We start from the raw sequence: 21,107 nt of genomic DNA, 5'->3' as shown, positions 1-21,107 counted from the left end.
CCGGCGCGAAACCTCACCTTTTGAAGAAGAGACACCGCTATGTCAGAACACAATGAAAACATCGTTATCCTGGAAGAGCCGATCAAGCGCGGCGACACCCCGATCACGCAGATTGAAATCATCAAACCGAACGCGGGACACCTGCGCGGGATTGGCCTGGCGGCGCTGGCGAATGCCGACGTTGACGCGCTGACCGTCATTCTGCCGCGCATTACCGTCCCGAACCTGACCACCCAGGATTGCAAAAGCCTGCACCTGCCCGACCTGATTGCCATGGCGGGCAAGGTGATCGGTTTTTTATCGCCGAAATCGGAACAGTAAACATTCCTGCGGCACTGACCGTTGATGACCTGATGGCGGACGTGGCGGTGATTTTTCACTGGCCGCCGTCAGAACTGAACCCGATGACGCTGACCGAGCTGCTGGTGTGGCGTCATAAGGCCATGCAGCGCAGCGGAGCCACCGACAGTGAGTAATTTAAAGTTAGAGGTGTTGTTAAAGGCGGTAGACCAGGCGACCCGCCCGTTCAAAGCGGTACAAAACGCCAGTAAGGCGCTGTCCGGCGATATTCGCAATTCACAGGGCACGCTCAAAGACCTGAACGCCCAGGCCGGAAAGATTGACGGTTTCAGGAAATCCAGCGCACAGCTTGCCGTCACCGGTCAGAAACTTAAAGGTGCCAAAGCGGAAGCGGCGGCGCTGGCTGTCCAGTTCAGAAACACCGCCAGCCCGACCCGCGCCCAGGCGCAGGCCATGGAGTCCGCGAAGCGCACCGCCGCGCAGTTGCAGACGCAGTTCAACGGGCTGCGGCAGTCGGTGCAGCGTCAGCGCACGGAACTCAGCCAGGCGGGCATCAGCACGCGCGCGCTGTCTGACTCTGAGCGTCGCCTGAAAACCTCCATCAGCGAAACCACCGCGCAGCTCAACCGGCAGCGCGGATCCCTGGCACGCGTCAGCGCGCAGCAGGCCAAACTCAATGCCGTGAAAGGCCGGTATCAGGCGGGCAAACAGTTCGCCGGTAGCGTGACCGGTGCAGGTGCTGCCGGTGTCGGGATTGCGACGGCGGGCACGGCGGCGGGTGTCGGGCTGCTTATGCCCGGATTTAACTTTGCGCAGAAAAACTCAGAGTTACAGGCGACGTTAGGATTAGAAAAAGACTCCGGCGATATGACCGCGCTGCGCGCCCAGGCGCGACAGCTCGGCGACAACACCGCCGCGTCTGCCGATGATGCCGCCGCCGCGCAAATCATCGTCGCGAAATCCGGCGCGGACAAGGACGGCATTCTGGCGGCGACGCCGACCATCCTGAATCTGTCCCTGGCAAACAAGCGCACCATGGAGGAAAACGCCACCCTGCTGATGGGCGTGAAGTCCGCGTTTGGCATGACCAATGACACCGTGTCTCACATCGGCGATGTGATTTCTACGGCAATGAATAAGTCTGCCGCCACCTTTGAGGGGCTGTCTGACACCATGACTTATGCCGCGCCGGTGGCGAAGCAGGCCGGTATCAGCGTCGAAGAAACGGCCGCGATGGCCGCCGCCCTGGCGGATGCCAAAATCACCGGCTCGATGGCGGGCACCGGTGCCCGTGCGGTCATTACCCGCCTGCAGGCACCGACGGGCACCGCAGCCGCCGCACTGGGTGAGCTGAAGGTAAAAACGGCGGACAGCAAAGGCAACATGCGCCCGCTGTTTACCCTCCTGAAAGAAATGCAAAAGAGCTTTGAGAAAAACAAGCTCGGCACGTCGCAGCGGGCGCAGTACATGAAAGCCATCTTTGGTGAGGAAGCCAGCTCGGCGGCGGCGGTGCTGATGACGGGTGCCTCCTCCGGCAAGCTTGATGAACTCACCAGGGCGCTGAAAACCTCGGACGGGAAAACCGGGGAGCTGGTCAAAACCATGCAGGACAACCTCGGCGGCGACTTTAAGGAATTTCAGTCTGCGTATGAGGCCGTCGGCACTGACCTGTTCGACCAGCAGGATTCGTCACTGCGCCAACTGGTGCAGACCGCCACCGGCTACGTGCTGAAACTCGATAAGTGGGTGGTGAACAATAAAGCCCTGGCGGAGACGCTCGGCAAAATTGCGGGCGGTGCGCTGCTGATTATCGGCGCGCTCGGCGTGTTTGGCCTGGTGGCGGGTCCGGTTATCGGTGGCATCAATCTGATTGTTGCCGCCGCCGGTATGCTCTGGAGCATCCTGGGCACAGCCGGTAGCGCCATTATCACCGCGATTGGCGGACTGACCTGGCCTGTTGTGGCCGTCGCGGCGGCCATCGTCGCAGGTGCGCTGCTTATCCGTAAATACTGGGAGCCGATCGGCGCCTTCTTTGCGGGCGTGATTGAAGGGCTGGGCATTGCGTTCGCGCCGGTGAAAGAACTCTTTGCGCCGCTTAAGCCGGTGTTTGACTGGCTCGGCGACAAACTAAAAATGGTCTGGCAGTGGTTCAAAGACCTGATCGAACCGGTCAAATCCACCCAGGAAACGCTGAACAGCTGCAAGGACACCGGCGTGATGTTCGGGCAGGCCATTGCCAACGCGCTGACCGCGCCGTTGCAGGCGTTCAACAAATTGCGATCCGGTGTCGACTGGCTGCTGGAGAAGCTTGGCATCATCAAGGATGAATCCGCAGACATTGATAAAACGGCGGACAAAGCTGACCGGCGTACCAGGCAAAACGGCGATACGGATCCGGCAGAACATCCGCTGGATAACCCCGCCCCGATTGTCCCGCCGTCGGGCGGTCTGCCGGGCGGCGGTTACACGCCGGTATCCGTCGGCGGCGGGCGCAGCTATATCGACCGCAGCACGCACCATTACACTATTGCCGCCGGTGCCGGTTTAGGCGTCCAGGACACCAGCCGCCAGATACGCGCCGAGCTGGAAGCCCGTGACCGCGCCCGCGCCGCCCAGCAACGTTCCCGCATGGATAACGATTAAGGAGAGAGCCGCATGATGTTAACGCTTGGTCTGTTTGTGTTTCAGCTGCAAACCGTCCCTTATCAAAGCTTGCAGCGCGACGTCGATTACCGCTGGCCTGCAAACAACCGCGTCGGCCTGCGTCCGCTGCCGCAGTTCCTCGGTGTTAACGAGGAGAAAATTACCCTGTCCGGCGTGCTGATGCCGGAAATCACCGGCGGACGGCTGTCACTGATGGCACTGAACCTGATGGCTGACGAGGGCAAGGCGTGGCCTCTGCTGGAAGGGAGCGGCACCATTTACGGGATGTTCGTGGTGAACAGCGTCAGCGAAACCCACACGGAACATTTCTCAAACGGTGCCGCCCGCCGGATTGAATTCACGCTGACGCTGACCCGCGTAGATGAATCCCTGGCGGCGATGTTCGGCGATATGAAAGCCCAGGCCGACGGTCTGCTCAATCAGGCCGGTGGGTTAACCGGTCAGCTGGGAGGGCTGCTGTGATTACCGATATGACCATTGGCGCCGGTGCGCTGTTTGCGCCGGACTTCACGGTGACCGTCGGCGGCAAAGACATCACCCAGGACGTCAGCAACCGGCTAATCTCGCTGACGCTCACAGATAATCGTGGCTTTGAGGCTGACCAGCTCGACATTGAGCTGAGCGACACCGACGGCCTCCTGGACATGCCGCCGCGCGGCGCGGTGATGAATATCGCGCTCGGCTGGAAAGGTCAGGCACTGACGAACAAAGGCGACTTCACCGTGGATGAGGTGGAGCACCGCGGAACGCCTGACACGCTGACCATCCGCGCCCGCAGTGCGGACTATCGCGGCAGCCTGAATTCCCGCCGCGACAACTCCTATCACGACACGACGCTGGAGGCGGTGGTGTCGGCTGTGGCGGCGCGCAATAACCTCAGGCCCGCAATTGCCGAGCCGTTCAGGAACGTGCCGGTGTCGCACATCGACCAGACCCAGGAAACGGACGCGAAATTTATCACGCGTCTGGCGGAGCTGAACGGCGCGGTGGTCGCCATCAAGGCGGGCAGCCTGCTGTTTATCAAGCCTGGGGCAGCAAAAACTGCCAGCGGGAAGCCCATCCCGCAGATGACGATTATCCGCAGCGACGGCGACGGGCACACGTTCAATATTGCTGACCGTGGGGCTTATACCGGCGTGTCGGCAAGCTGGCTGCATACCAAAGACCCGAAGCCAAAAAAGGTGAAGGTACAGCGCAAACCGAAAGTGCAGTACCTGCGTGCCCTGCAACATCCAAAGGCAAAGAAGACCAGCACGAAGGTGCAGAAAACGCCGGAGGCAAAGGAAGGGGATTATCTGGCGGGCAGTGATGAAAACGTGTTTAACCTCACCACCATTTACGCCACGCAAAAGGCCGCCATGCGGGCAGCCCAGGCGAAGTGGGACAAACTCCAGCGCGGCGTCGCCGAGTTCTCGATCTCCCTGGCACGCGGACGGGCTGACTTATTCCCTGAAACGCCGGTTGCCGTGTCCGGATTTAAATCCGTGATCGACGCGCAGCCCTGGATAATCAGCAAGGTGACGCACAGCCTGGGCGGCAGTGGCTTTGTGACGACGTTAAATCTGGAGGTATCGCTGTCGAATGTGAGTTATGAGGCGACGGAAATCGGCGGTGCTGAATAAGAGGAGTGTGTAAATCACTGTAATGTCAGATGTATGTTTTTGCGAATAACATACAATGATTGAATATGATTAAAATGATTACATGGTGATTATTATGATGCACTGCCCGAAATGCCAGCACGCCGCCCACGCACGTTCCAGTCGTTACCTGAGCATCAATACCAAAGAGCGTTATCACCAGTGTCAGAATATCAATTGCAGCTGCACATTTAAAACTCATGAGTCGATTGCTGACATCATTGTTGAACCAGGAACAGTTCACGCCGTGCAGTTGCATCCCGACAAGCATCAGCAGCAATCTCTCCAGATGCATTAAAACAAGAAACCCGCCAATGGCGGGTTTCTTATCTATTGTGCCTTATCAATGATTACAGGCTATGATTGCTAGCCGCATTAAAAGGTGGGGTGGGTAAACTCTACCGCCATTTCATCGCCATCACTAAGACCATGGCTAAAAAACAACTTTAGTAATAAACAAATAACATTATGAATTTGTTCAATTTAACTTGATTGTGTGAAGCGTTTTTTGGGCTTTAAGAAATAACAATTAGCTATAAGCCATACGTTTTCGTTGTTAGACAAGGCCAAACGCCGTCCTTACTCTTTGTCATGTTTTGTAAACCATTTGCACACCTTACAGACGAGGGATCTCTTTTGGCTACGTTATTACGTTCTGCTTTCGCGCCAGCCGCACAACGCGTGCGCCGCACTGCCTCTTTCAAAATCGCATTACTGGCCAGTGCCGTAATGTTGTCTTCCTTTGCTTACGCTGATGGTGTCTTAAAAGAAGGCATCACGCCGGCAACCGATGCCAGTCAGGTTCCTTCTGCTGCGAAACTGCGCACCGATACGGTGATCGCCGGGATCTCTGAACCTCAGGGGATTTTTAATCCTTACTTCTTCGTTAACGGCTGGGATGAAAACGTCACTAACGTGATTTTCGCCCGTCTGATTGACTGGGACAGCCAGGGCAAACTGATCCCTGGTCTGGCAGAAAGCTGGACGGTCAGCGCTGATGGCAAGACTTACACCATCAAACTGCATCATGATTTGAAGTTCAGTGATGGTTCTCCGCTGACGGCAGAAGACGTCGCATTCACGCTGACGGTGTTGTATGACCCGAAATACGACGGCGACACTGATATCACGCTGGCGCACATTGCTGGGGGTGATGAATATAAGCAGGGCAAGGCAGACAGCATCAGTGGCCTGAAAGTGATCGACCCGCTGACGTTGCAGGTCACCACCACGCAGCCGGGCGCCACTACGTTGCAAAAAATCGGTGGTCCGGTGCTTTCGAAAGCCTATTACGGCAAAGGTTACACGCGCGGAAATCTCGATTATCTGCGCATGTTGCATGGCAAACCGCTGGGCAATGGCCCGTATGTGTACGACAAATACATTCCGGGGCAGGAGATCCGCTTCCACGCCAACGCCAATTATTACCGTGGTGTACCGCCGACTCCGCGCTTTATCTACCGCGTGACCAATCCGTCGACTAACTTCCAGTTGTTCCAGACTGGTGATACCGATTACGACGCGTTCACTTCGCGCCCGGATGATATCGAACAGCTGAAAATGCTGGGTTTTGCCAACATCAATCTTTACGGATCCAGCGATTACAGCAAGATTGAGTTCAACGTCAGACGCCCTGCATTGCAGGATGTAAAAGTCCGTCAGGCGCTGATTTACGGTCTGGATCGCCAGAAACTGATCGACGTGGTGTATCAGGGCTACGGCTCTGTAGCGATCGAGCCAATCGCGCCGATATCCTGGGCGTATAACACTGAAGGTGTGAATCCGTATAAGTTCGATCCGGCGCAGGCAAACAAATTGCTGGATGAAGCAGGGTGGAAAGCAGGCAGTGACGGGATCCGCGTGAAAGACGGTAAGCGTCTGGAACTGACACTTCTGGTCAGTAAAAAAGTACTGAACGATGCGCTGATCCCAATTGCTAAAGAGAACTATCAGAAAATCGGCGTGCTGCTGAAACCTCAGGTGGTGGATTTCAACGCGCTGATGTCACAACGCAAGGCGGGGAATTACGATCTGGCGTCATTCAGCACCAGCACGCTCAACGATCCGCACGATGGCGTGTGGGATTACTACAGCACGGAATCCACGGAGTCTGGCTACAACAATCCTCAGGTCGACAAACTGATCAATGAAGGCAACGCCACGCTGGATATCGAAAAGCGCAAGACTATCTATCATGAGCTGTACAAAGTGCTGGCGAACGATCCGCCGGTGATCTTGCTCGGTAACCGTAAAATCCTTTCCGCCAGCAGCGCTCGTGTGACGGGGTTCAAACCGGATATTTACAACGGTCTGACCGGCAGTCTGCCGGATGTCAAAATCGTAAAATAATACCGTTCAACCACATTGCCGCCGCACTTTTGCCGGTGCGGTGGCCTTGGGAAAGTCATGAGAAATTTTATTCTGCGTCGTTTGCTTCAAACCATCCCGATGCTGTTCCTCGCCTCACTGCTCATTTTCATGCTGTTCGCCAAAACGCCGGGTGATTTCATCGACGGAAATATTACCCTGACCGCTCAGCGTGCCGCCGAACTGAAAGCACTGTACGGTCTGGATAAGCCTTTGCTCAGCCGTTATCTGCATTGGTTGGGTAATCTGTTGCGCGGCGACCTCGGCTTCTCAATGCAATATCAGATCCCCGTCAGTCAGCTGCTGAACCAGTACATCTGGAACTCCTTTCTGCTGGCTACCATTGCGATGGTGTTGTACTGGGGGATAGCACTGGCGGTGGGTATTGTCTCTGCAATGAAGCCTTATTCCCTGTTCGATCATGCGGTGAGTATTGTAATTTTTGCCGCAATGTCCTTCCCGACCTTCTTCCTTTGCCTGCTGTTGATCAAATGGTTCGCCGTGGATTTGCACTGGCTTCCGGTAGGCGGCATGACCAATACCGGCAGCGATGCTACGGGCTGGACGTGGGTAGCGCAGGTGGCAGCGCATCTGGTATTGCCGGTGGTGGCGCTGGTGATGTTGCAGGCAGGCAGTCTGACGCGTTATTTCCGCGCCAGCATGCTCGACGTCGTGCGTATGGATTTCATCCGTACTGCCCGCGCCAAAGGTCTGCGAGAGCGTACGGTCATCCTGAAGCATGCGCTGAGAAATGCTTTATTGCCGATTATCACGTTGCTGGGCTTTGAGCTGCCGGGGTTGTTTTCCGGTGCGCTGATCACCGAAAAAGTCTTTAACTGGCCGGGAGCAGGGCACATTCACATTGATTCACTGGCAGCCCGTGATTACCCGGTTCTGATGGGGTTTACGTTGTTTCTGGCGGTGCTAACCATTCTCGGCAACCTGATTGCTGATGTGCTGTATGCGTGGGCTGACCCGCGTATTCGTGTGAGGTCGTGATGTTTGGCTCTTTATTCTCTACTAACCGACGGTTACGCGAAGCACAGATCCCCGCGCTGGCACAGGTGACACCGTCACCTTGGTTGCAGGCGTGGCGTGCCTTGCGTCAGAACCGTTTGGCGATGTTTTGCCTGATTTTACTCGTGGTCATGGCGGTCTGGTGCATAGTGGGCCCTTACTATTCGCCATGGCGTGATGATACGACCGACGCGATGATGATCAACAAAGCGCCCAATACTGAACACTGGCTGGGCACCGATTTTCTCGGACGCGACGTGTATACGCGGCTGCTGCTGGCGGGGCGTATCTCGCTGATTATCGGCATGCTGACCATGCTGCTTTCCGTGACACTCGGCTATCTGATGGGCGCAGTATCCGGTTATGTTGGAGGTATCACCGACAAAATCATCATGCGTTTTGCCGATCTGGTGATGACCATACCGAGTTTGCCTCTGCTCATCGTCATGGGCGCGATGCTGTCTGAGCTGGATTTTTCGCCGGATTCCCGCGTGTACATGGTGATCGTCATGCTCAGTTTGCTGGAATGGCCGAAGCTGGCGCGCCTGGTTCGCGGGCAAATTCTTTCCCTGCGCGAGCGTGATTTCATGCTGGCGACACAGGTGCTCGGGTTGTCGTCGCGCCGCCGCCTGTTCGGTCATTTGCTGCCGAATACCGTACCTATCCTGGTGGTGATGGCAACGATGGCCGTGGCGAATGCCATTCTCAGTGAATCTGCGCTCAGTTATCTGGGATTAGGCGTGGTGCCGCCAACGCCGTCATGGGGAAATATGATGGACGCCGCCAACAGCCTGATCGACTTCCAGCGCCGTCCGTGGTTATGGATGCCGCCGGGCGTGGCGATTTTCATTACGGTAATTGCGATTAACGTGCTGGGTGACGGCCTGCGTGATGCGCTCGATCCCAAAATGAAACGGAGCAAAAAATGACTGAACCGTTGATCCGTTTTAATCAGCTTTCACTATCTTTTGCCAGCGATGAAGGGCGCGTGAGCGCGGTGCAGGATGTCACCTTCGACATTCAGGCCGGGCAGACTGTGGGTGTTGTAGGTGAATCAGGATGTGGAAAAAGCGTCACGGCGATGTCGCTGATGGGGCTGTTACCGCCACAGGCTGCCCGCATAGACGGGGGAGAAATCCTGTTTCAGGGGCGTGATTTGCTGAAACTACGTTCGTCGCAAATGGCCGATTTGCGTGGCAATCAGCTGGCGATGATCTTTCAGGAACCGATGACTGCGCTCAATCCGGTGCTGACCATTGGCGAACAACTGGTCGAACCGCTGATCCGCCATCGCGGTAAATCGCCGAAATCGGCGTGGGCCCATGCGACGCAGATGATCACCGAAGTCGGACTCGCGCGAGCGGAAAGTCTGATGACCAGTTATCCGCATCAGCTCTCCGGCGGAATGTTGCAGCGCATCATGATCGCGATGGCGCTCAGTTGTAAGCCACAGCTGCTGATTGCTGACGAACCGACCACCGCGCTTGATGTCACCGTTCAGGCGCAAATTCTGCGTTTACTGCGTGACCAGGCACAACAAAACCACATGGCGCTGATGCTGATCACCCACGATTTAGGTGTAATCGCCCAAATGGCGGATCACGTGGTTGTGATGTACGCCGGCAAAATTGTCGAGCAGGGCGCCACCGCCGATGTGCTGCGCAATCCGCTGCATCCTTATACTCAGGGGCTGATCGCTTCGCGTCCCACCGCGGGAGAACGCCGCCGCCGTTTGTATTCCATTCCCGGACAAGTGCCCAGCCTGGCAGCGTTGCCGCCTTACTGCGCGTTTACCGATCGCTGTGCCCGCGCTACTGACCGTTGCCGCGAGGGGATCCCGCTGCTGGAAGGAAAACACCGTCAGGCCGCCTGTTTCTACAGCGGATTAACAACAGCGCAAGAGAGTAAAGACACGGAGCTGCAACCATGAGCGTGGAATATCTGATTGAAGTCGACGGGCTGAAAAAGTATTTCCCGATCCGCGACGGAGTATTCGGTCAGGAAACCGGCCAGCTGCGCGCCGTGGATGGCGTCAGTTTTAACATCCGCAAAGGCACGATTTTCGGTCTGGTCGGCGAATCTGGCAGCGGGAAAACCACGGTAGGGCGCACGCTGCTGGGGCTGTATGACAAGACCGCTGGCAGCGTGAAGTTTCGCGGCGAAGATCTTCACGCCCTCAAGCCTAAACAGCTGAAGGCGCTGCGTCCGAAAATCCAGCTGGTGTTTCAGGATCCCTACAGTTCTCTGAACCCGCGGATCCGCGTTGGTGACGCTATCGGCGAGGCGATGCGTGAACATCAGTTATGTTCCCGCGCAGAGCTGCGGGAAAAAGTGCTGGAGGTGATGAAAATCTGCGGGCTGTCGCCGTTGCATTACAACCGCTTCCCGCACGAATTTTCCGGTGGTCAGCGCCAGCGCATCGGCATTGCCCGGGCGCTGATCTTGCAACCGGAATTTATCATTGCGGACGAACCTATTTCCGCGCTGGATGTTTCCATTCAGGCGCAGATCATCAATCTGTTCTCGGATTTACGTGACGATCACGGCGTGACGTTTTTGTTTATCTCGCATGATCTGGGCGTCGTTGAACATCTTTGTGATGACGTGGCGGTGATGTATCTCGGTCAGCTGGTGGAAACCGCCAGCCGCGATGTGCTGTTTCAGCGGCCTTTGCATCCCTACACGCAGGCTTTGCTGGCGGCGGTGCCGACGCTCGATCCAGACAGCGAACCGGTGGCGATGGTCAGCGGTGAAATTCCGGATCCGTCCAAACCGCCCGCCGGTTGTCGTTTTCACACCCGCTGCCCGCATGCCATGGCGCGTTGCCGCGAGGAAATTCCACTGTTACGCGAAGTGGAAAACGGCCACCGCGTAGCCTGCCATCTGGTATAGAAAAAGCGAAATAAACCCGCACCCGCCGGTATTCAGTCGTCCATTATCCGGCGGGCCTCCATCTGCATTTTCTGCCCGACGCTTTTCGTCACGTCGATCACTTTCTGCGTGGCAGGCGAAAGAAATGCGCCCTCCAGCCAGGTGATCCCAACCCGGCGTTCCATCACTAACTGATCGTTATCGATACGGATTAGCCGCGACAGAAATTCTTCTTCCACCAAAATGTTTTCTGATAAAAAGCTCAGCAATCCGCTCTTTGCAATCAGCCCCGGCACCGATGCCAGCGAACTGATTTCCACTTTCACGTCCGGCGGTGAGCAATGATTTTCATAGAACATTTTATCCAGCCACTGGCGCATCGACACGGTTTTCGCCGGTAAGATCCAGCCATAACGGCTGAGTTCGCGCAGACTGGCAGGTTTTCCGGCCAGCGGATGGTCGCGTGAGGCAGCGACGATCACCCGGTCTGCCGTCACCGGCAACTGCACCACCGGGCTGTCGTAATTAATCAGCGGCCCGATGATCACATCAATAGCATGACGTTCCAGAAGGGCAAAAAGCACATCGTTCATGCCGATCTGGATTTCCAGTTTCATGTTCGGCACCTGCGATTGCAGCATTTTGCAGATTTCAGGCAGCAGGAATTGCGTTGCGGAACCTGAGACACCCACGCGTACGATCCCGCCCGCGCCGCTGCTCAGTTCATTCATTATTTCGCCAATTTCCAGATAGGAACTTTGCAATGCCAGACCGCGCTGATATAGCACCCGCCCCGCTTCGGTCAGTTCGAGTCCGCGTCCTGCCCGTTTGAACAGTTTTATCTTCAGTTCTTTCTCTAAACGGGTGATGGATTTAGAAAGTGCAGGCTGAGTTATATTTAAATTTTGTGACGCAAGTCTCAAATTCATCAACTGTGCAGCCGTCACGAAGTAATCTAAATCTCTGTTATTTAACATGGATTCCTGAAATTCATCAATTCGGTAATAAAATATAGTAGAAGGCATGAGAGGCAGGGTCAATAATCACGCCGACGTTGCGACGGGCAAGCCGTTTTTGCAACACGAACGCCAGCGAATTTACCTGTTTTAAGTAAAATAAGAATCTAAGTGCATCTATGAAAATTGTTAATTTCACCATCAGCAAAGACCACACCAAAAGCTTCGGCATCTATAAAGAAGAGGGGATTGTCGACGTTGGCAGCCACTCAGGATGTCGCGATATTAACGAATTCATGGCACGTCATTCACTTTCAGAACTGCAACGCTATATTGCGCTGCCTGCGGATCTTCAGCTGAATGACATCCGTTTCCTGCCGGTTATCGACCGTCCGGGGAAAATTTTCGGCGTGGGTATGAACTACGCGGAAAAGCGCAAAGAATTTAACGAAACCAGCGACGCGCCAACGCTGTTTGTCCGCTTTGCGGATTCGCAGGTCGGCCACAACGGCACCATTATTAAACCGGCTTCTTCTGAGCAGTTTGATTATGAAGGTGAACTGGCGATTATTATCGGCCGCACGGGTCGCAATATTTCAGCGGATGACGCGCTCGATTTTGTCGCCGGTTACAGCTGCTATATGGATGGTTCGGTGCGCGACTGGCAGCATAAATGGTATACCGCCGGGAAAAACTGGCCGTCGACAGGCGCGTTTGGCCCGTGGATGGTGACGCCGGATGAAGTGGGTGACCCGCAAAACCTGAGTATCAAAACCTGGCTGAATGATCGGCTGGTGCAGGACGATACCACCGCCAGCATGATCCACACCATTCCACAGATGATCGCTTATATCAGCACCTTCACCCAGCTTTCACCGGGCGATGTGATCATGACCGGTTCACCCGGTGGCGTCGGTAAAACCCGCGTGCCGCCGTTGTTCCTGCATGAAAATGACAAGATTGAAGTGGAAATTGAAAATATCGGACGACTGACCAATCTGATTCAGAATGCACCGCTGTCTGAGATTTCACATTCAAAGACAGCGGCCTGATAAACCTCAGCGAGTCTGATTAACCAGAGGCCCCGTTTGTTCGGTGCCTTTATTTTTAACGACCATCAGATACGTCAGCGTAAAGGAAAGCCCCAGCGAGAGCACCACGCCCATCAGAATGTAGATGAAATACGGGCCGATGTAAGCGGGCAGGCTGAAAATGCTCGACAGAATATAGCCATACAACCGTACCCCGAAGAAGGCGATAAACGCGGACGCCACAGAACTGCTGATGGTGGTGGCGATAAACGCTTTTTTGTAGCGCGTCAGCACGCCAAACAGCGCAGGCTCAGTGATCCCCAGCAGACCGGAAATCGCCGCAGACAGCACCACGGATTTCTGCTCGCGGGTTTTGACATGGAAGTAAATCGCAAATGTCGATCCGGCAATCGCCATGTTGGCCATAAACATCATTGGCATCAGCATGTCCCAGCCCTGATCGGTGAAGTTCTGCAACGCAATCGGTGTCATCGCGTGGTGCATACCGGTGAGGATCGCCAACGGTCGGATCGCACCGACAATAAATCCGGCAAATACCGCCGACACATTGAATAACTCCTGAATGCCAAACGCCAGCAAATTGCCGAGATAAATCCCCGCCGGGCCGATCAACGTCAGTGACACCAGTGCGGCAATGAACAGAGTCAGCGTCGGCGTAAAGACGGTTTTCAGCACGTCCGGCATAATTTTATCCACCCACCGGTGGATGTAACTCAGCGCCAGCACCGAGAAAATCACCGGAATGACGCTCGCCGAATAGTTGAAAACGGATACCGGCAACGCATGCATAAAATACAACGCCGTCGGCGCGCCTGCGGTATGGCTGGCGAGCGCTTTGGCAGCGTCTATCAGCGTGGGATACATCAGGCAGGCTGCCACGGCGGCAGCGAGATATTCATTGGTTTTGAAAATCTTCGCCGCAGAAACCGCCAGGAAAAACGGCAGGAAGTAAAACACACCGCTGGCGATCAAATCGATGATCATCACCGTGTCACTTTTGGGAGAAATCACCTTCAGGGCGATTAATCCGGCCAGCAGGCCTTTGATCATCCCCGCCCCTGCAATGGCCGGAACGATCGGGCCGAACACGCCGGACACAGTATCCATGAACATCGTGATCAGACTTTTACGTCCTTTTGTGGAGACATTTCCTGTTGATGCAGCCGCGCTATCACTGATCGGCTCCAGCTGCGACACGATGGCTTCGTACCAGATATTCACTTTCGGACCGATGATGATCTGCACCTGGCCACTCTGACTTTGCGCGCCGAGTACGCCGGGCAGATTTTTAATTTCTTCCCAGGCCACTTTATTTTCATCACCTAAATCAAAACGAAGACGGGTCATACAATGCCAGACTTTATTAATATTTCCCGCACCGCCGACCAGTTTAATGACCGACTGCATTATTTCTGTATTCACCCTGAACCCCGCGAAGATAAATGAATTATTCTTTATTTGATTGACTGGGAGTGTAATGAGAGCAGTTTTCAAAAACAAACCAATAAAACAGGATCTTCATCACAAAACTTCACTGCCAGCCGCTGATTTAGTGCGTCATGGCTAAATTGGTCTGTTTTTTACTGATAATAAGGCATGCTTTCAAACCAAAATAAAAGCCTGAATTTTAGGTTTACAAACAGGATGAAAATACGGTGAAATAACCCTAATACGATTATTTCCGCCGCCTTTTTCATGAAAAAGGAATAACGGTTTTTATTAAGGATTTATCATGCAGCCTGTGCTGATCACAAATATCGAATGCCAGATAACACGTCCCGATCGTCATAATTTAGTGGTGGTCAGAATTGAAACTGATCGTGGCGTTTTCGGTCTGGGCTGCGCGACGTTCCAGCAGCGCCCGCTGGCCGTCAAACTGATGGTGGATGAATATCTCAAACCGCTGCTGATGGGACGCGATGCGAATCACATTGAAGATCTCTGGCAGATGATGATGGTGAACGCTTACTGGCGTAACGGACCGGTGATCAACAATGCTATCGCGGGCATCGATATGGCATTGTGGGATATCAAAGGTAAGCTGGCGAATATGCCTCTGTACCATCTGTTCGGCGGCAAATCGAAAGATGCGGTAACGGCCTACAGCCACGCAGCGGGTGAAACGCTGGAAGAATTGTACGGCGAAGTGGACAGATTGCTGGCCGAAGGTTATCGCCACATCCGCTGTCAGCTGGGCTTTTACGGCGGCAATGCGCAGGATTTTCACAGCACCCGCGAACCGACGGCGGGCGCGTATTACGATCAGGATCAGTACATCGACAACACGCTGGCGATGTTCAAAGCGTTGCGTGAAAAATACGGCAATCAATTCCACATTCTGCATGACGTTCACGAGCGTTTGTTCCCGCAACAGGCAGTGCAGTTCGCCAAAGCCGTTGAACAGTACCGGCCTTATTTTATCGAAGATATTTTGCCGCCGGACCAGAACGACTGGCTGGCGCAGATCCGCAGTCAGACCGCTGTTCCGCTGGCGACCGGTGAATTATTCAATAATCCCGCCGAATGGAAAGATCTGATTATCAACCGCCGGATCGATTTCATCCGCTGCCACGTTTCGCAAATCGGCGGCATCACACCGGCATTAAAACTGGCGCATTTCTGCCAGAGTTTTGGCGTGCGGCTCGCCTGGCATTGTCCTCCGGACATGACACCCATTGGCGCAGCGGTGAATACGCATCTCAATATTCATCTGCATAACGCGGCTATCCAGGAATTTGTCGCCTATCCGGCGAACACGCAGCAGGTGTTCCCCGGCGCACAGAAGCCCGAGAACGGCTATTTTTATCCGGGAGAAGAAGCAGGGATTGGTGTGGGCTTTAACCAACAGGCCGCCGCAGAGTTTCCGGTGGTGTACCGGCCACATGAATGGACGCAAAGCCGCCTGCCGGATGGCGTGATCCACACGCCGTAATCTGCTTATGTCTGGCGAAAGGCCAGATTGTCCTGATTAAACGGGATGACGTAGGTGCAGGAATAGTCGATATCCACAATATCGCTGAACGCATAAACCTTGCCGCCCTGCAAAATACCTCTGTTGGTAATATGCATGGCGGCGATCCCTTTTTTGCAGCCGAGGGTCTGCGCCTGTTCCTTACTGATATTCACGGCCTGATAACGGGTGAGGGAATGCGAAATCGCATAGCCCTTGCTCAGCACATATTGCTGAATGGAATGCTCAATGGTTTTCTGGTTCAGATCGGCAAACACTTCTGCGGGCATACGGGAATATTCAATCTGCACATTGCGCAGATTTATCCGCCGTAAGCGGGTGAACGCCCAGATAAAATCATCAGCGCTTAAACCGAAAACCTGCTGTTCCTCTTTATCCGGGCGGCGTTTGTGTAATTCCAGCATTTTGAAACTGATTTCAGCGAATTTCTTCTCAGTCACCGAGTTGTAGACCAGCGGATTGCTGCTGACGCCCGCATTAATGTAAATGCCGGAACCCTGCACGATATGCACCGCACCGATACTCACCAGTTTTTCCAGCGCCTTGCGCACCGTAAACCGCGAAACCCCATATTCTTCCGCCAGCTGGCGCTCCGGCGGCAACTTTTCAGGGACCGAACCGCTGTTCTGATAAATCTTGCTCAGTAAATCCTGAGCGATAAATTCGCTTTTTTTCATGGGGTTTCATCCGTGCGTGAAAAAGCTATTTGAGCATGACGGGGCGGCAATGGGCAAATTACAGCGTTTAAGCTGTATTGAGATTTAACAGCTTTTAGGCTGTAATATCCCCTGAAAGGGATATTTTAATTTTATCTGCTGTAAGGGATAGAAGTTGATTTATCCCTTACAAGGGATACACTGAAGTTATCCGCCGGGGAGGATAATATGAACATTACTTCTACAAAAATGCTCGCCGATGCGCTGCGTAATGAGCGAAAAAAGCGCAAACTCAGCCAAAGTAAAACGGCTGAAACCATTGGCCTGAAGCAGTCTACGGTTTCTGAGTTCGAAAATTATCCGGACGGTACACGTCTGGAAACCCTGTTCAAATTATTGGCGGCGCTGGATTTAGAGCTACAGATCACGCCAAGAGATAGTAATCCTAAGGAAAAGACGTCCTGGGATCAGGAGTGGTAATACATGGATAAGTTAACGCTCGCATTAAATGGCATTGCTGTCGGTACCCTGGAAAAAGGTGGCAGTGGTGAAATGTCATTTGTTTACCATCAAAGCTGGCTCGATCGCCCCGGAGCCCGCGCTATCTCATTATCATTACCTCTACAGGAAGATAAATTCCGCGGCGCGGTGGTGTACAATTTTTTCGATAATCTTCTGCCTGATAGTCAACAAATACGCAGCCGCATTCAGGCGCGTTTCCAGATCCCGACCAAACAACCCTTCGATTTGCTCTCGCGGATCGGCGGGGATTGCGTCGGTGCGATCCAGCTCTATCCTGAGGGTGATCAGGTTGCGCCTGTCACTGAAGTCCATGCCCGACCGCTTGGCGAGAAAGATGTCGAACAGCTTTTGCAGGGGTATAAAGATGCACCTTTGGGCATGGAGGCTGACATTGAAGACTTCCGCATTTCTCTGGCTGGTGCGCAGGAAAAAACAGCGCTGCTCTGGTATCGCGACCAGTGGCACCGCCCGCAGGGAAGTACGCCTACCAGCCATATCCTTAAACTTCCTATTGGTTATATCGCTAACAATGGCATTGATCTCAGCGAGAGCGTGGAGAATGAATGGTTATGTCTGAAGATAGCTGAAAAATTTGGATTCCCAGTCGCACGGTCTGAGATTGCCTGTTTTGGCACGCAAAAAGTGTTAGTCGTTGAGCGTTTTGACCGCCGCTGGTCGCAGGATGGATCCTGGCTGATGCGCTTACCTCAGGAAGATTTTTGTCAGGCGCTGGGTGTTGCTCCCGCATTGAAGTATGAATCTGATGGCGGCCTCGGAATTGCGCGCGCAATGAAGCTTTTACTGGGTTCTCAACGGGCGGGGGCGGACAGGGATATCTTCTTCAAAAGCCAGATCCTCTTCTGGATGCTGGCCGCCATTGACGGTCATGCTAAAAATTTCAGTGTTTATATCGAGCCGGGCAGCGCTTACCGCATGACGCCGCTCTATGACGTGATGTCAGCATTTCCTCTGATGAATCCACAAGGAATTCCGGTGAAGAAAGCCAAAATGGCGATGGCTGTATTAGGGAAAAACCGGCATTTTCACTGGGACAGAATTCTTCCCCGCCATTTTGTGTCGACGGCGCAACGCGTTGAGTACTCGAAAGAAAATGTCTCTGTAATGATGACGGAAATGAAGGAAAAAACTGAGCAGGTGATCGCAGATGTTGAAGCAATAATACCTGCTAATTTTCCGGCAAAAATCAGTGATGCAATTTTTGAAGGCCTGAGACGTCAGGCTGCGCGATTGCCTTAATCTTTCTAACAAAAAAGCCCGCCGGTTTGCACTGGCGGGCTTTGTCATTTACTGCGAAACCTTACTTCTCGTCAGGCAGTGCGTAGGCGATCACGTAGTCGCCGCGTTCTGCGGACTGACGTGCGCCACCGGCGCTGATGATGATGTACTGTTTACCGGTTTTCGGGGAAACGTAAGTCATCGGGCCAGACTGGCTGCCGACCGGCAGACGGGATTTCCAGATTTCTTTACCGGTTGCCGTATCGAACGCGCGCAGATAGAAATCCTGCGTTCCGGCGAAGAACAGCAGGCCGGATTGCGTGGACAGGCTCGCGCCCAGCGTTGGCATACCGACTTCCATAGGCATGCGCATTTTGATGCCCAGCGGACCGGTATCTTTCACCGTGCCGACCGGAACCTGCCAGACGATTTTACCGGTTTTCAGGTTAACCGCAGACATCGTACCGAACGGGGGTTTCTGGCAAGGGATGCCCAGCGGAGACAGGAAACGCTCGCGGACTGCGCCATAAGGCGTGCCGTCCATTGGCACCATGCCCATCTCGATGCCGCTCGCGCCGGTCGGAACCTGTGCACGCGGAACCATGTAGTTCGCCAGACCCAGACGCATATCATTCACGAACATGATGGCGTTGTTCGGGTCAACCGACACGCTGCCCCAGTTCATGCCGCCCAGAGAACCCGGGAATTGCAGGGAACGATCCAGGCCCGGTGGCGTGTAAACACCCTGGTGACGCATACCTTTAAATTCGATGCGGCACAGCAACTGATCCATCGGCGTTGCGCCCCACATGTCAGATTCTTTCAGCGTCTGGTTGCCGATGTTTGGCATGCCGACGGAGAAAGGCTGAGTTTTGGAATAGCGTTCGCCAGGGACGTTGCCCTGCGGCACTTCGCGGTTTTCGACTTTCGCGACCGGCTGACCGGTTTCGCGGTTGAGCATGAAGATCATGCCTTGTTTGGAGGTCTGCACCAGAACCGGCGTGCTGCCACCTTTACCGTCCGGCAGGTCATACAGCAGCGGCTGAGAAGGCAGGTCGAAGTCCCACAGGTCGTGATGAGTGGTCTGGAAAGTCCAGCGGACTTTACCGGTGGCCACGTCTACCGCGACAACAGAAGAACTGTATTTGTCATCCAGCTCGGTACGCGTGCCGCCGAAGAAGTCTGGCGTCGCGTTACCGGTTGGCATGTAAATCAGACCCAGTTTTGGATCGTATGACATGGCTGACCAGACGTTCGGCGTACCACGGGTGTAAGTCTCACCTTCCGGTGGCAGTTTGGTGATGTTCGGATTACCCGGATCCCACGCCCACACCAGTGCGCCGGTGTGCACATCAAACGCACGCACCACACCCGGAGGTTCGCCGGTGGAGAAATTATCTGCCACGCGACCACCGACAACGACCACGTTACCCGCCACCAGCGGGGTAGAGGTTTGCTGGTAGTAGCCTGGTTTCACTTCGCCCATGCCGACTTTCAGATCCACCACGCCGTTATCACCGAAATCAGCACAAGGCTTGCCGGTGTCAGCGTTGATGGCGATCAGACGCGCATCGATAGTGGGCAGGAACAGACGACGTTCGCAGGTACCGCTGACGGTACCGCCGGTCGCTGCTGGCGCTTGCGGTGCATTTGTTGCAGGTGCAGCCGCTTCAGAAGCCGCTGCCGGCGTGGCCGGTTCAGCCGCAGGAATTGCAGCAGGTTGTGCTGCCGGAGCCTGTGGCGCGGCGCTGTTATTGCTGCTGTTATCGAAATAGCCCAGACCACGGCAACGCTGCCAGTTTGGCGCGGTAGAGTTGGAGTCGTAAGACCACAGCTTTTTACCGTCATCCACATTCAGGGCGATCACTTTGCTGTAAGCGGTACAGACAAACAGCTTGTCACCAACCTGCAGCGGAGTGTTCTGGTCTTCAGCGCCGGAACCGTTGCTCTGCGGGATATCGCCGGTGTGGGCAGTCCACGCAACCTGAAGTTTACTGACGTTGGTTTTGTTGATCTGATCCAATGCAGCAAAACGGTCGCCTGCGGTGGTGTTACCCCAGCTTTCCCAGTTTTTCTGCTCTGCACCTTTTTCTACCGGTTTGACCGGCACCTGATCGTTGTCGGCGCTGATGATTGGCGTCGGGATGAAGGTGTTACCGAAAGCGGCAATCAGCGCAACGGCCAGAACCGCAGCCAGTGATAAGCTCGGCCCTTTACGCGCCACCAGACCCGCGCGTGCTTTCAGCAGCGGGTAAGCCAGTGCGACCAGGAATGCCAGAACGCCGAAAGTGAACAGGCGGGAGAACAACGGCCAGAACGTGAAACCTGCGTCCCAGACGGCCCAGATAATAGACAGCACAAACGCCAGGGCAAACAGCCATGCGCCGGATGGCTTACCTTTGAAGATTAAGACGGCGGAAACGATCAGCGCCAGCCCCATCAGCAGGAAGTAAACACTTCCTCCTAATGTGACCAGATACGCACCACCGATACCGAGCGTCAGGCCGATGACGAGCATCAGCGCACTCAGTAACCAGAGGAGCCACGTCCACTTGTTATTTGTTGTTGGCATGATTTATCTCACTGCATGGGTTTGTAGAAAAATAGTTGGTAGAAAGCTCTTGATACAAGCGAGTTACATTTGCGACCATCCGTCACCAAATGAACCAAGTAGAACAATTTCGCGCAAATAGTAATACTTCTCATCGAGGTTGTGAATGTGTAACGAAGAGTTTGAAATTAGGTAAATTAATATAGAGTGGATTACTATTTGCGCAGTGGTTTTTATGTATTGATTTTAAAGAATAAAATAAATGTAGTTATTCAATATTTAAATGAATTTAGCAAATGATATA

General features: G+C 54.2%; 19 protein-coding genes. 15 read left to right on the top strand and 4 right to left on the bottom strand.

Annotation, left to right across the window (positions count from 1 at the left end; all coding sequences use genetic code 11):
• Positions 1 to 39 precede the first annotated feature (39 nt).
• The 11 genes from D6C13_RS08910 (at position 40) to D6C13_RS08860 (ending at position 10,880) form a co-directional block, all read left to right on the top strand.
• Complete coding sequence (locus tag D6C13_RS08910) at positions 40 to 321, top strand: phage tail assembly protein (RefSeq protein ID WP_120132420.1); 282 nt, start codon at positions 40 to 42, stop codon at positions 319 to 321.
• A gap of 32 nt (positions 322 to 353) precedes the next feature.
• Complete coding sequence (locus D6C13_RS08905) at positions 354 to 476, top strand: GpE family phage tail protein (protein ID WP_112150974.1); 123 nt, start codon at positions 354 to 356, stop codon at positions 474 to 476.
• The gene (locus D6C13_RS08900; RefSeq protein ID WP_120132419.1) at positions 469 to 2,943 is read left to right on the top strand and encodes a phage tail tape measure protein; all 2,475 of its coding nucleotides are present in this window, start codon (positions 469 to 471) and stop codon (positions 2,941 to 2,943) included. The genes D6C13_RS08905 and D6C13_RS08900 overlap by 8 nt, the downstream gene beginning before the upstream one ends.
• A 12-nt stretch (positions 2,944 to 2,955) precedes the next feature.
• Positions 2,956 to 3,426, top strand: a complete 471-nt coding sequence (locus D6C13_RS08895; protein ID WP_120132418.1) for a phage tail protein — start codon at positions 2,956 to 2,958, stop codon at positions 3,424 to 3,426.
• A gap of 8 nt (positions 3,427 to 3,434) precedes the next feature.
• The gene (locus tag D6C13_RS08890) at positions 3,435 to 4,586 is read left to right on the top strand and encodes a phage late control D family protein (RefSeq protein WP_425272706.1); all 1,152 of its coding nucleotides are present in this window, start codon (positions 3,435 to 3,437) and stop codon (positions 4,584 to 4,586) included.
• Between the two features lie 94 nt (positions 4,587 to 4,680).
• Positions 4,681 to 4,902 (top strand): DNA-binding transcriptional regulator, encoded by a 222-nt coding sequence (locus D6C13_RS08885; RefSeq protein ID WP_013573939.1) that lies wholly within the window; start codon positions 4,681 to 4,683, stop codon positions 4,900 to 4,902.
• A 431-nt stretch (positions 4,903 to 5,333) separates the two neighbouring features.
• Positions 5,334 to 6,953, top strand: coding sequence for an ABC transporter substrate-binding protein (locus D6C13_RS08880; protein WP_244212659.1), 1,620 nt, complete (start codon positions 5,334 to 5,336; stop codon positions 6,951 to 6,953).
• Between the two features lie 57 nt (positions 6,954 to 7,010).
• A complete protein-coding gene (locus D6C13_RS08875; protein WP_120132416.1) occupies positions 7,011 to 7,970 on the top strand; it encodes an ABC transporter permease in 960 nt (319 codons plus the stop codon).
• Positions 7,970 to 8,917: an oligopeptide ABC transporter permease gene (gene opp4C, locus D6C13_RS08870; RefSeq protein WP_167458005.1), complete on the top strand. Its 948-nt coding sequence runs from the start codon at positions 7,970 to 7,972 to the stop codon at positions 8,915 to 8,917. The genes D6C13_RS08875 and opp4C overlap by 1 nt, the downstream gene beginning before the upstream one ends.
• Entirely contained in the window at positions 8,914 to 9,918 is a 1,005-nt protein-coding gene (locus tag D6C13_RS08865) for an ABC transporter ATP-binding protein (protein WP_120132414.1), read from the top strand. The genes opp4C and D6C13_RS08865 overlap by 4 nt, the downstream gene beginning before the upstream one ends.
• The gene (locus tag D6C13_RS08860) at positions 9,915 to 10,880 is read left to right on the top strand and encodes an ABC transporter ATP-binding protein (RefSeq protein WP_120132413.1); all 966 of its coding nucleotides are present in this window, start codon (positions 9,915 to 9,917) and stop codon (positions 10,878 to 10,880) included. The genes D6C13_RS08865 and D6C13_RS08860 overlap by 4 nt, the downstream gene beginning before the upstream one ends.
• A gap of 32 nt (positions 10,881 to 10,912) precedes the next feature.
• Here D6C13_RS08860 and D6C13_RS08855 read toward each other — a convergent pair whose 3' ends face one another.
• Positions 10,913 to 11,836 carry a LysR family transcriptional regulator gene (locus D6C13_RS08855; protein ID WP_120132412.1) on the bottom strand — a complete coding sequence of 308 codons (924 nt, stop codon included), beginning with the start codon at positions 11,834 to 11,836 and terminating at the stop codon, positions 10,913 to 10,915.
• Positions 11,837 to 11,994: 158 nt separating this feature from the next.
• Here D6C13_RS08855 and D6C13_RS08850 point away from each other — a divergent pair, with 158 nt between their 5' ends.
• The gene (locus tag D6C13_RS08850; RefSeq protein WP_120132411.1) at positions 11,995 to 12,867 is read left to right on the top strand and encodes a fumarylacetoacetate hydrolase family protein; all 873 of its coding nucleotides are present in this window, start codon (positions 11,995 to 11,997) and stop codon (positions 12,865 to 12,867) included.
• Positions 12,868 to 12,873: 6 nt separating this feature from the next.
• Here D6C13_RS08850 and D6C13_RS08845 read toward each other — a convergent pair whose 3' ends face one another.
• Complete coding sequence (locus tag D6C13_RS08845; protein ID WP_120132410.1) at positions 12,874 to 14,274, bottom strand: PTS transporter subunit EIIC; 1,401 nt, start codon at positions 14,272 to 14,274, stop codon at positions 12,874 to 12,876.
• Positions 14,275 to 14,599: 325 nt separating this feature from the next.
• On the opposite strand from D6C13_RS08845, the gene D6C13_RS08840 reads away from it, so the two are divergent.
• Positions 14,600 to 15,799 (top strand): enolase C-terminal domain-like protein, encoded by a 1,200-nt coding sequence (locus D6C13_RS08840; protein ID WP_120132409.1) that lies wholly within the window; start codon positions 14,600 to 14,602, stop codon positions 15,797 to 15,799.
• A 5-nt stretch (positions 15,800 to 15,804) separates the two neighbouring features.
• On the opposite strand, the gene D6C13_RS08835 is transcribed toward D6C13_RS08840, so the two are convergent.
• Positions 15,805 to 16,515 carry a GntR family transcriptional regulator gene (locus tag D6C13_RS08835; RefSeq protein WP_120132408.1) on the bottom strand — a complete coding sequence of 237 codons (711 nt, stop codon included), beginning with the start codon at positions 16,513 to 16,515 and terminating at the stop codon, positions 15,805 to 15,807.
• 207 nt (positions 16,516 to 16,722) lie between these two features.
• Between D6C13_RS08835 and D6C13_RS08830 the strand changes: the two genes are divergently transcribed.
• Positions 16,723 to 16,974: a helix-turn-helix domain-containing protein gene (locus D6C13_RS08830; protein ID WP_120132407.1), complete on the top strand. Its 252-nt coding sequence runs from the start codon at positions 16,723 to 16,725 to the stop codon at positions 16,972 to 16,974.
• A gap of 3 nt (positions 16,975 to 16,977) precedes the next feature.
• Positions 16,978 to 18,273: a type II toxin-antitoxin system HipA family toxin gene (locus D6C13_RS08825; RefSeq protein WP_120132406.1), complete on the top strand. Its 1,296-nt coding sequence runs from the start codon at positions 16,978 to 16,980 to the stop codon at positions 18,271 to 18,273.
• 61 nt (positions 18,274 to 18,334) lie between these two features.
• On the opposite strand, the gene D6C13_RS08820 is transcribed toward D6C13_RS08825, so the two are convergent.
• Positions 18,335 to 20,824, bottom strand: a complete 2,490-nt coding sequence (locus D6C13_RS08820) for a membrane-bound PQQ-dependent dehydrogenase, glucose/quinate/shikimate family (protein ID WP_120132405.1) — start codon at positions 20,822 to 20,824, stop codon at positions 18,335 to 18,337.
• Positions 20,825 to 21,107 lie beyond the last annotated feature (283 nt).

Origin of the sequence: Rahnella woolbedingensis (assembly GCF_003602095.1) — a bacterium.
In the GTDB taxonomy this organism is placed as follows: Bacteria; Pseudomonadota; Gammaproteobacteria; order Enterobacterales; family Enterobacteriaceae; genus Rahnella; species Rahnella woolbedingensis.
The sequence above is the reverse complement of the archived record's forward strand: the minus strand, read 5'-3'. Positions and strand labels throughout refer to the sequence as shown.

What these genes read in the sequence shown, in the direction of transcription:
- D6C13_RS08910 (WP_120132420.1), top strand. Translation starts at nt 40, where the DNA reads ATGTCAGAACACAATGAAAACATCGTTATCCTGGAAGAGCCGATCAAG.
- D6C13_RS08850 (WP_120132411.1), top strand. Translation starts at nt 11,995, where the DNA reads ATGAAAATTGTTAATTTCACCATCAGCAAAGACCACACCAAAAGCTTC.
- D6C13_RS08890 (WP_425272706.1), top strand. Translation starts at nt 3,435, where the DNA reads ATGACCATTGGCGCCGGTGCGCTGTTTGCGCCGGACTTCACGGTGACC.
- D6C13_RS08885 (WP_013573939.1), top strand. Translation starts at nt 4,681, where the DNA reads ATGATGCACTGCCCGAAATGCCAGCACGCCGCCCACGCACGTTCCAGT.
- D6C13_RS08840 (WP_120132409.1), top strand. Translation starts at nt 14,600, where the DNA reads ATGCAGCCTGTGCTGATCACAAATATCGAATGCCAGATAACACGTCCC.
- D6C13_RS08830 (WP_120132407.1), top strand. Translation starts at nt 16,723, where the DNA reads ATGAACATTACTTCTACAAAAATGCTCGCCGATGCGCTGCGTAATGAG.
- D6C13_RS08820 (WP_120132405.1), bottom strand. Translation starts at nt 20,824, where the DNA reads ATGCCAACAACAAATAACAAGTGGACGTGGCTCCTCTGGTTACTGAGT.
- D6C13_RS08860 (WP_120132413.1), top strand. Translation starts at nt 9,915, where the DNA reads ATGAGCGTGGAATATCTGATTGAAGTCGACGGGCTGAAAAAGTATTTC.
- opp4C (WP_167458005.1), top strand. Translation starts at nt 7,970, where the DNA reads ATGTTTGGCTCTTTATTCTCTACTAACCGACGGTTACGCGAAGCACAG.
- D6C13_RS08845 (WP_120132410.1), bottom strand. Translation starts at nt 14,274, where the DNA reads ATGCAGTCGGTCATTAAACTGGTCGGCGGTGCGGGAAATATTAATAAA.
- D6C13_RS08835 (WP_120132408.1), bottom strand. Translation starts at nt 16,515, where the DNA reads ATGAAAAAAAGCGAATTTATCGCTCAGGATTTACTGAGCAAGATTTAT.
- D6C13_RS08895 (WP_120132418.1), top strand. Translation starts at nt 2,956, where the DNA reads ATGATGTTAACGCTTGGTCTGTTTGTGTTTCAGCTGCAAACCGTCCCT.
- D6C13_RS08905 (WP_112150974.1), top strand. Translation starts at nt 354, where the DNA reads ATGGCGGACGTGGCGGTGATTTTTCACTGGCCGCCGTCAGAACTGAAC.
- D6C13_RS08880 (WP_244212659.1), top strand. Translation starts at nt 5,334, where the DNA reads ATGTTGTCTTCCTTTGCTTACGCTGATGGTGTCTTAAAAGAAGGCATC.
- D6C13_RS08865 (WP_120132414.1), top strand. Translation starts at nt 8,914, where the DNA reads ATGACTGAACCGTTGATCCGTTTTAATCAGCTTTCACTATCTTTTGCC.
- D6C13_RS08855 (WP_120132412.1), bottom strand. Translation starts at nt 11,836, where the DNA reads ATGTTAAATAACAGAGATTTAGATTACTTCGTGACGGCTGCACAGTTG.
- D6C13_RS08875 (WP_120132416.1), top strand. Translation starts at nt 7,011, where the DNA reads ATGAGAAATTTTATTCTGCGTCGTTTGCTTCAAACCATCCCGATGCTG.
- D6C13_RS08825 (WP_120132406.1), top strand. Translation starts at nt 16,978, where the DNA reads ATGGATAAGTTAACGCTCGCATTAAATGGCATTGCTGTCGGTACCCTG.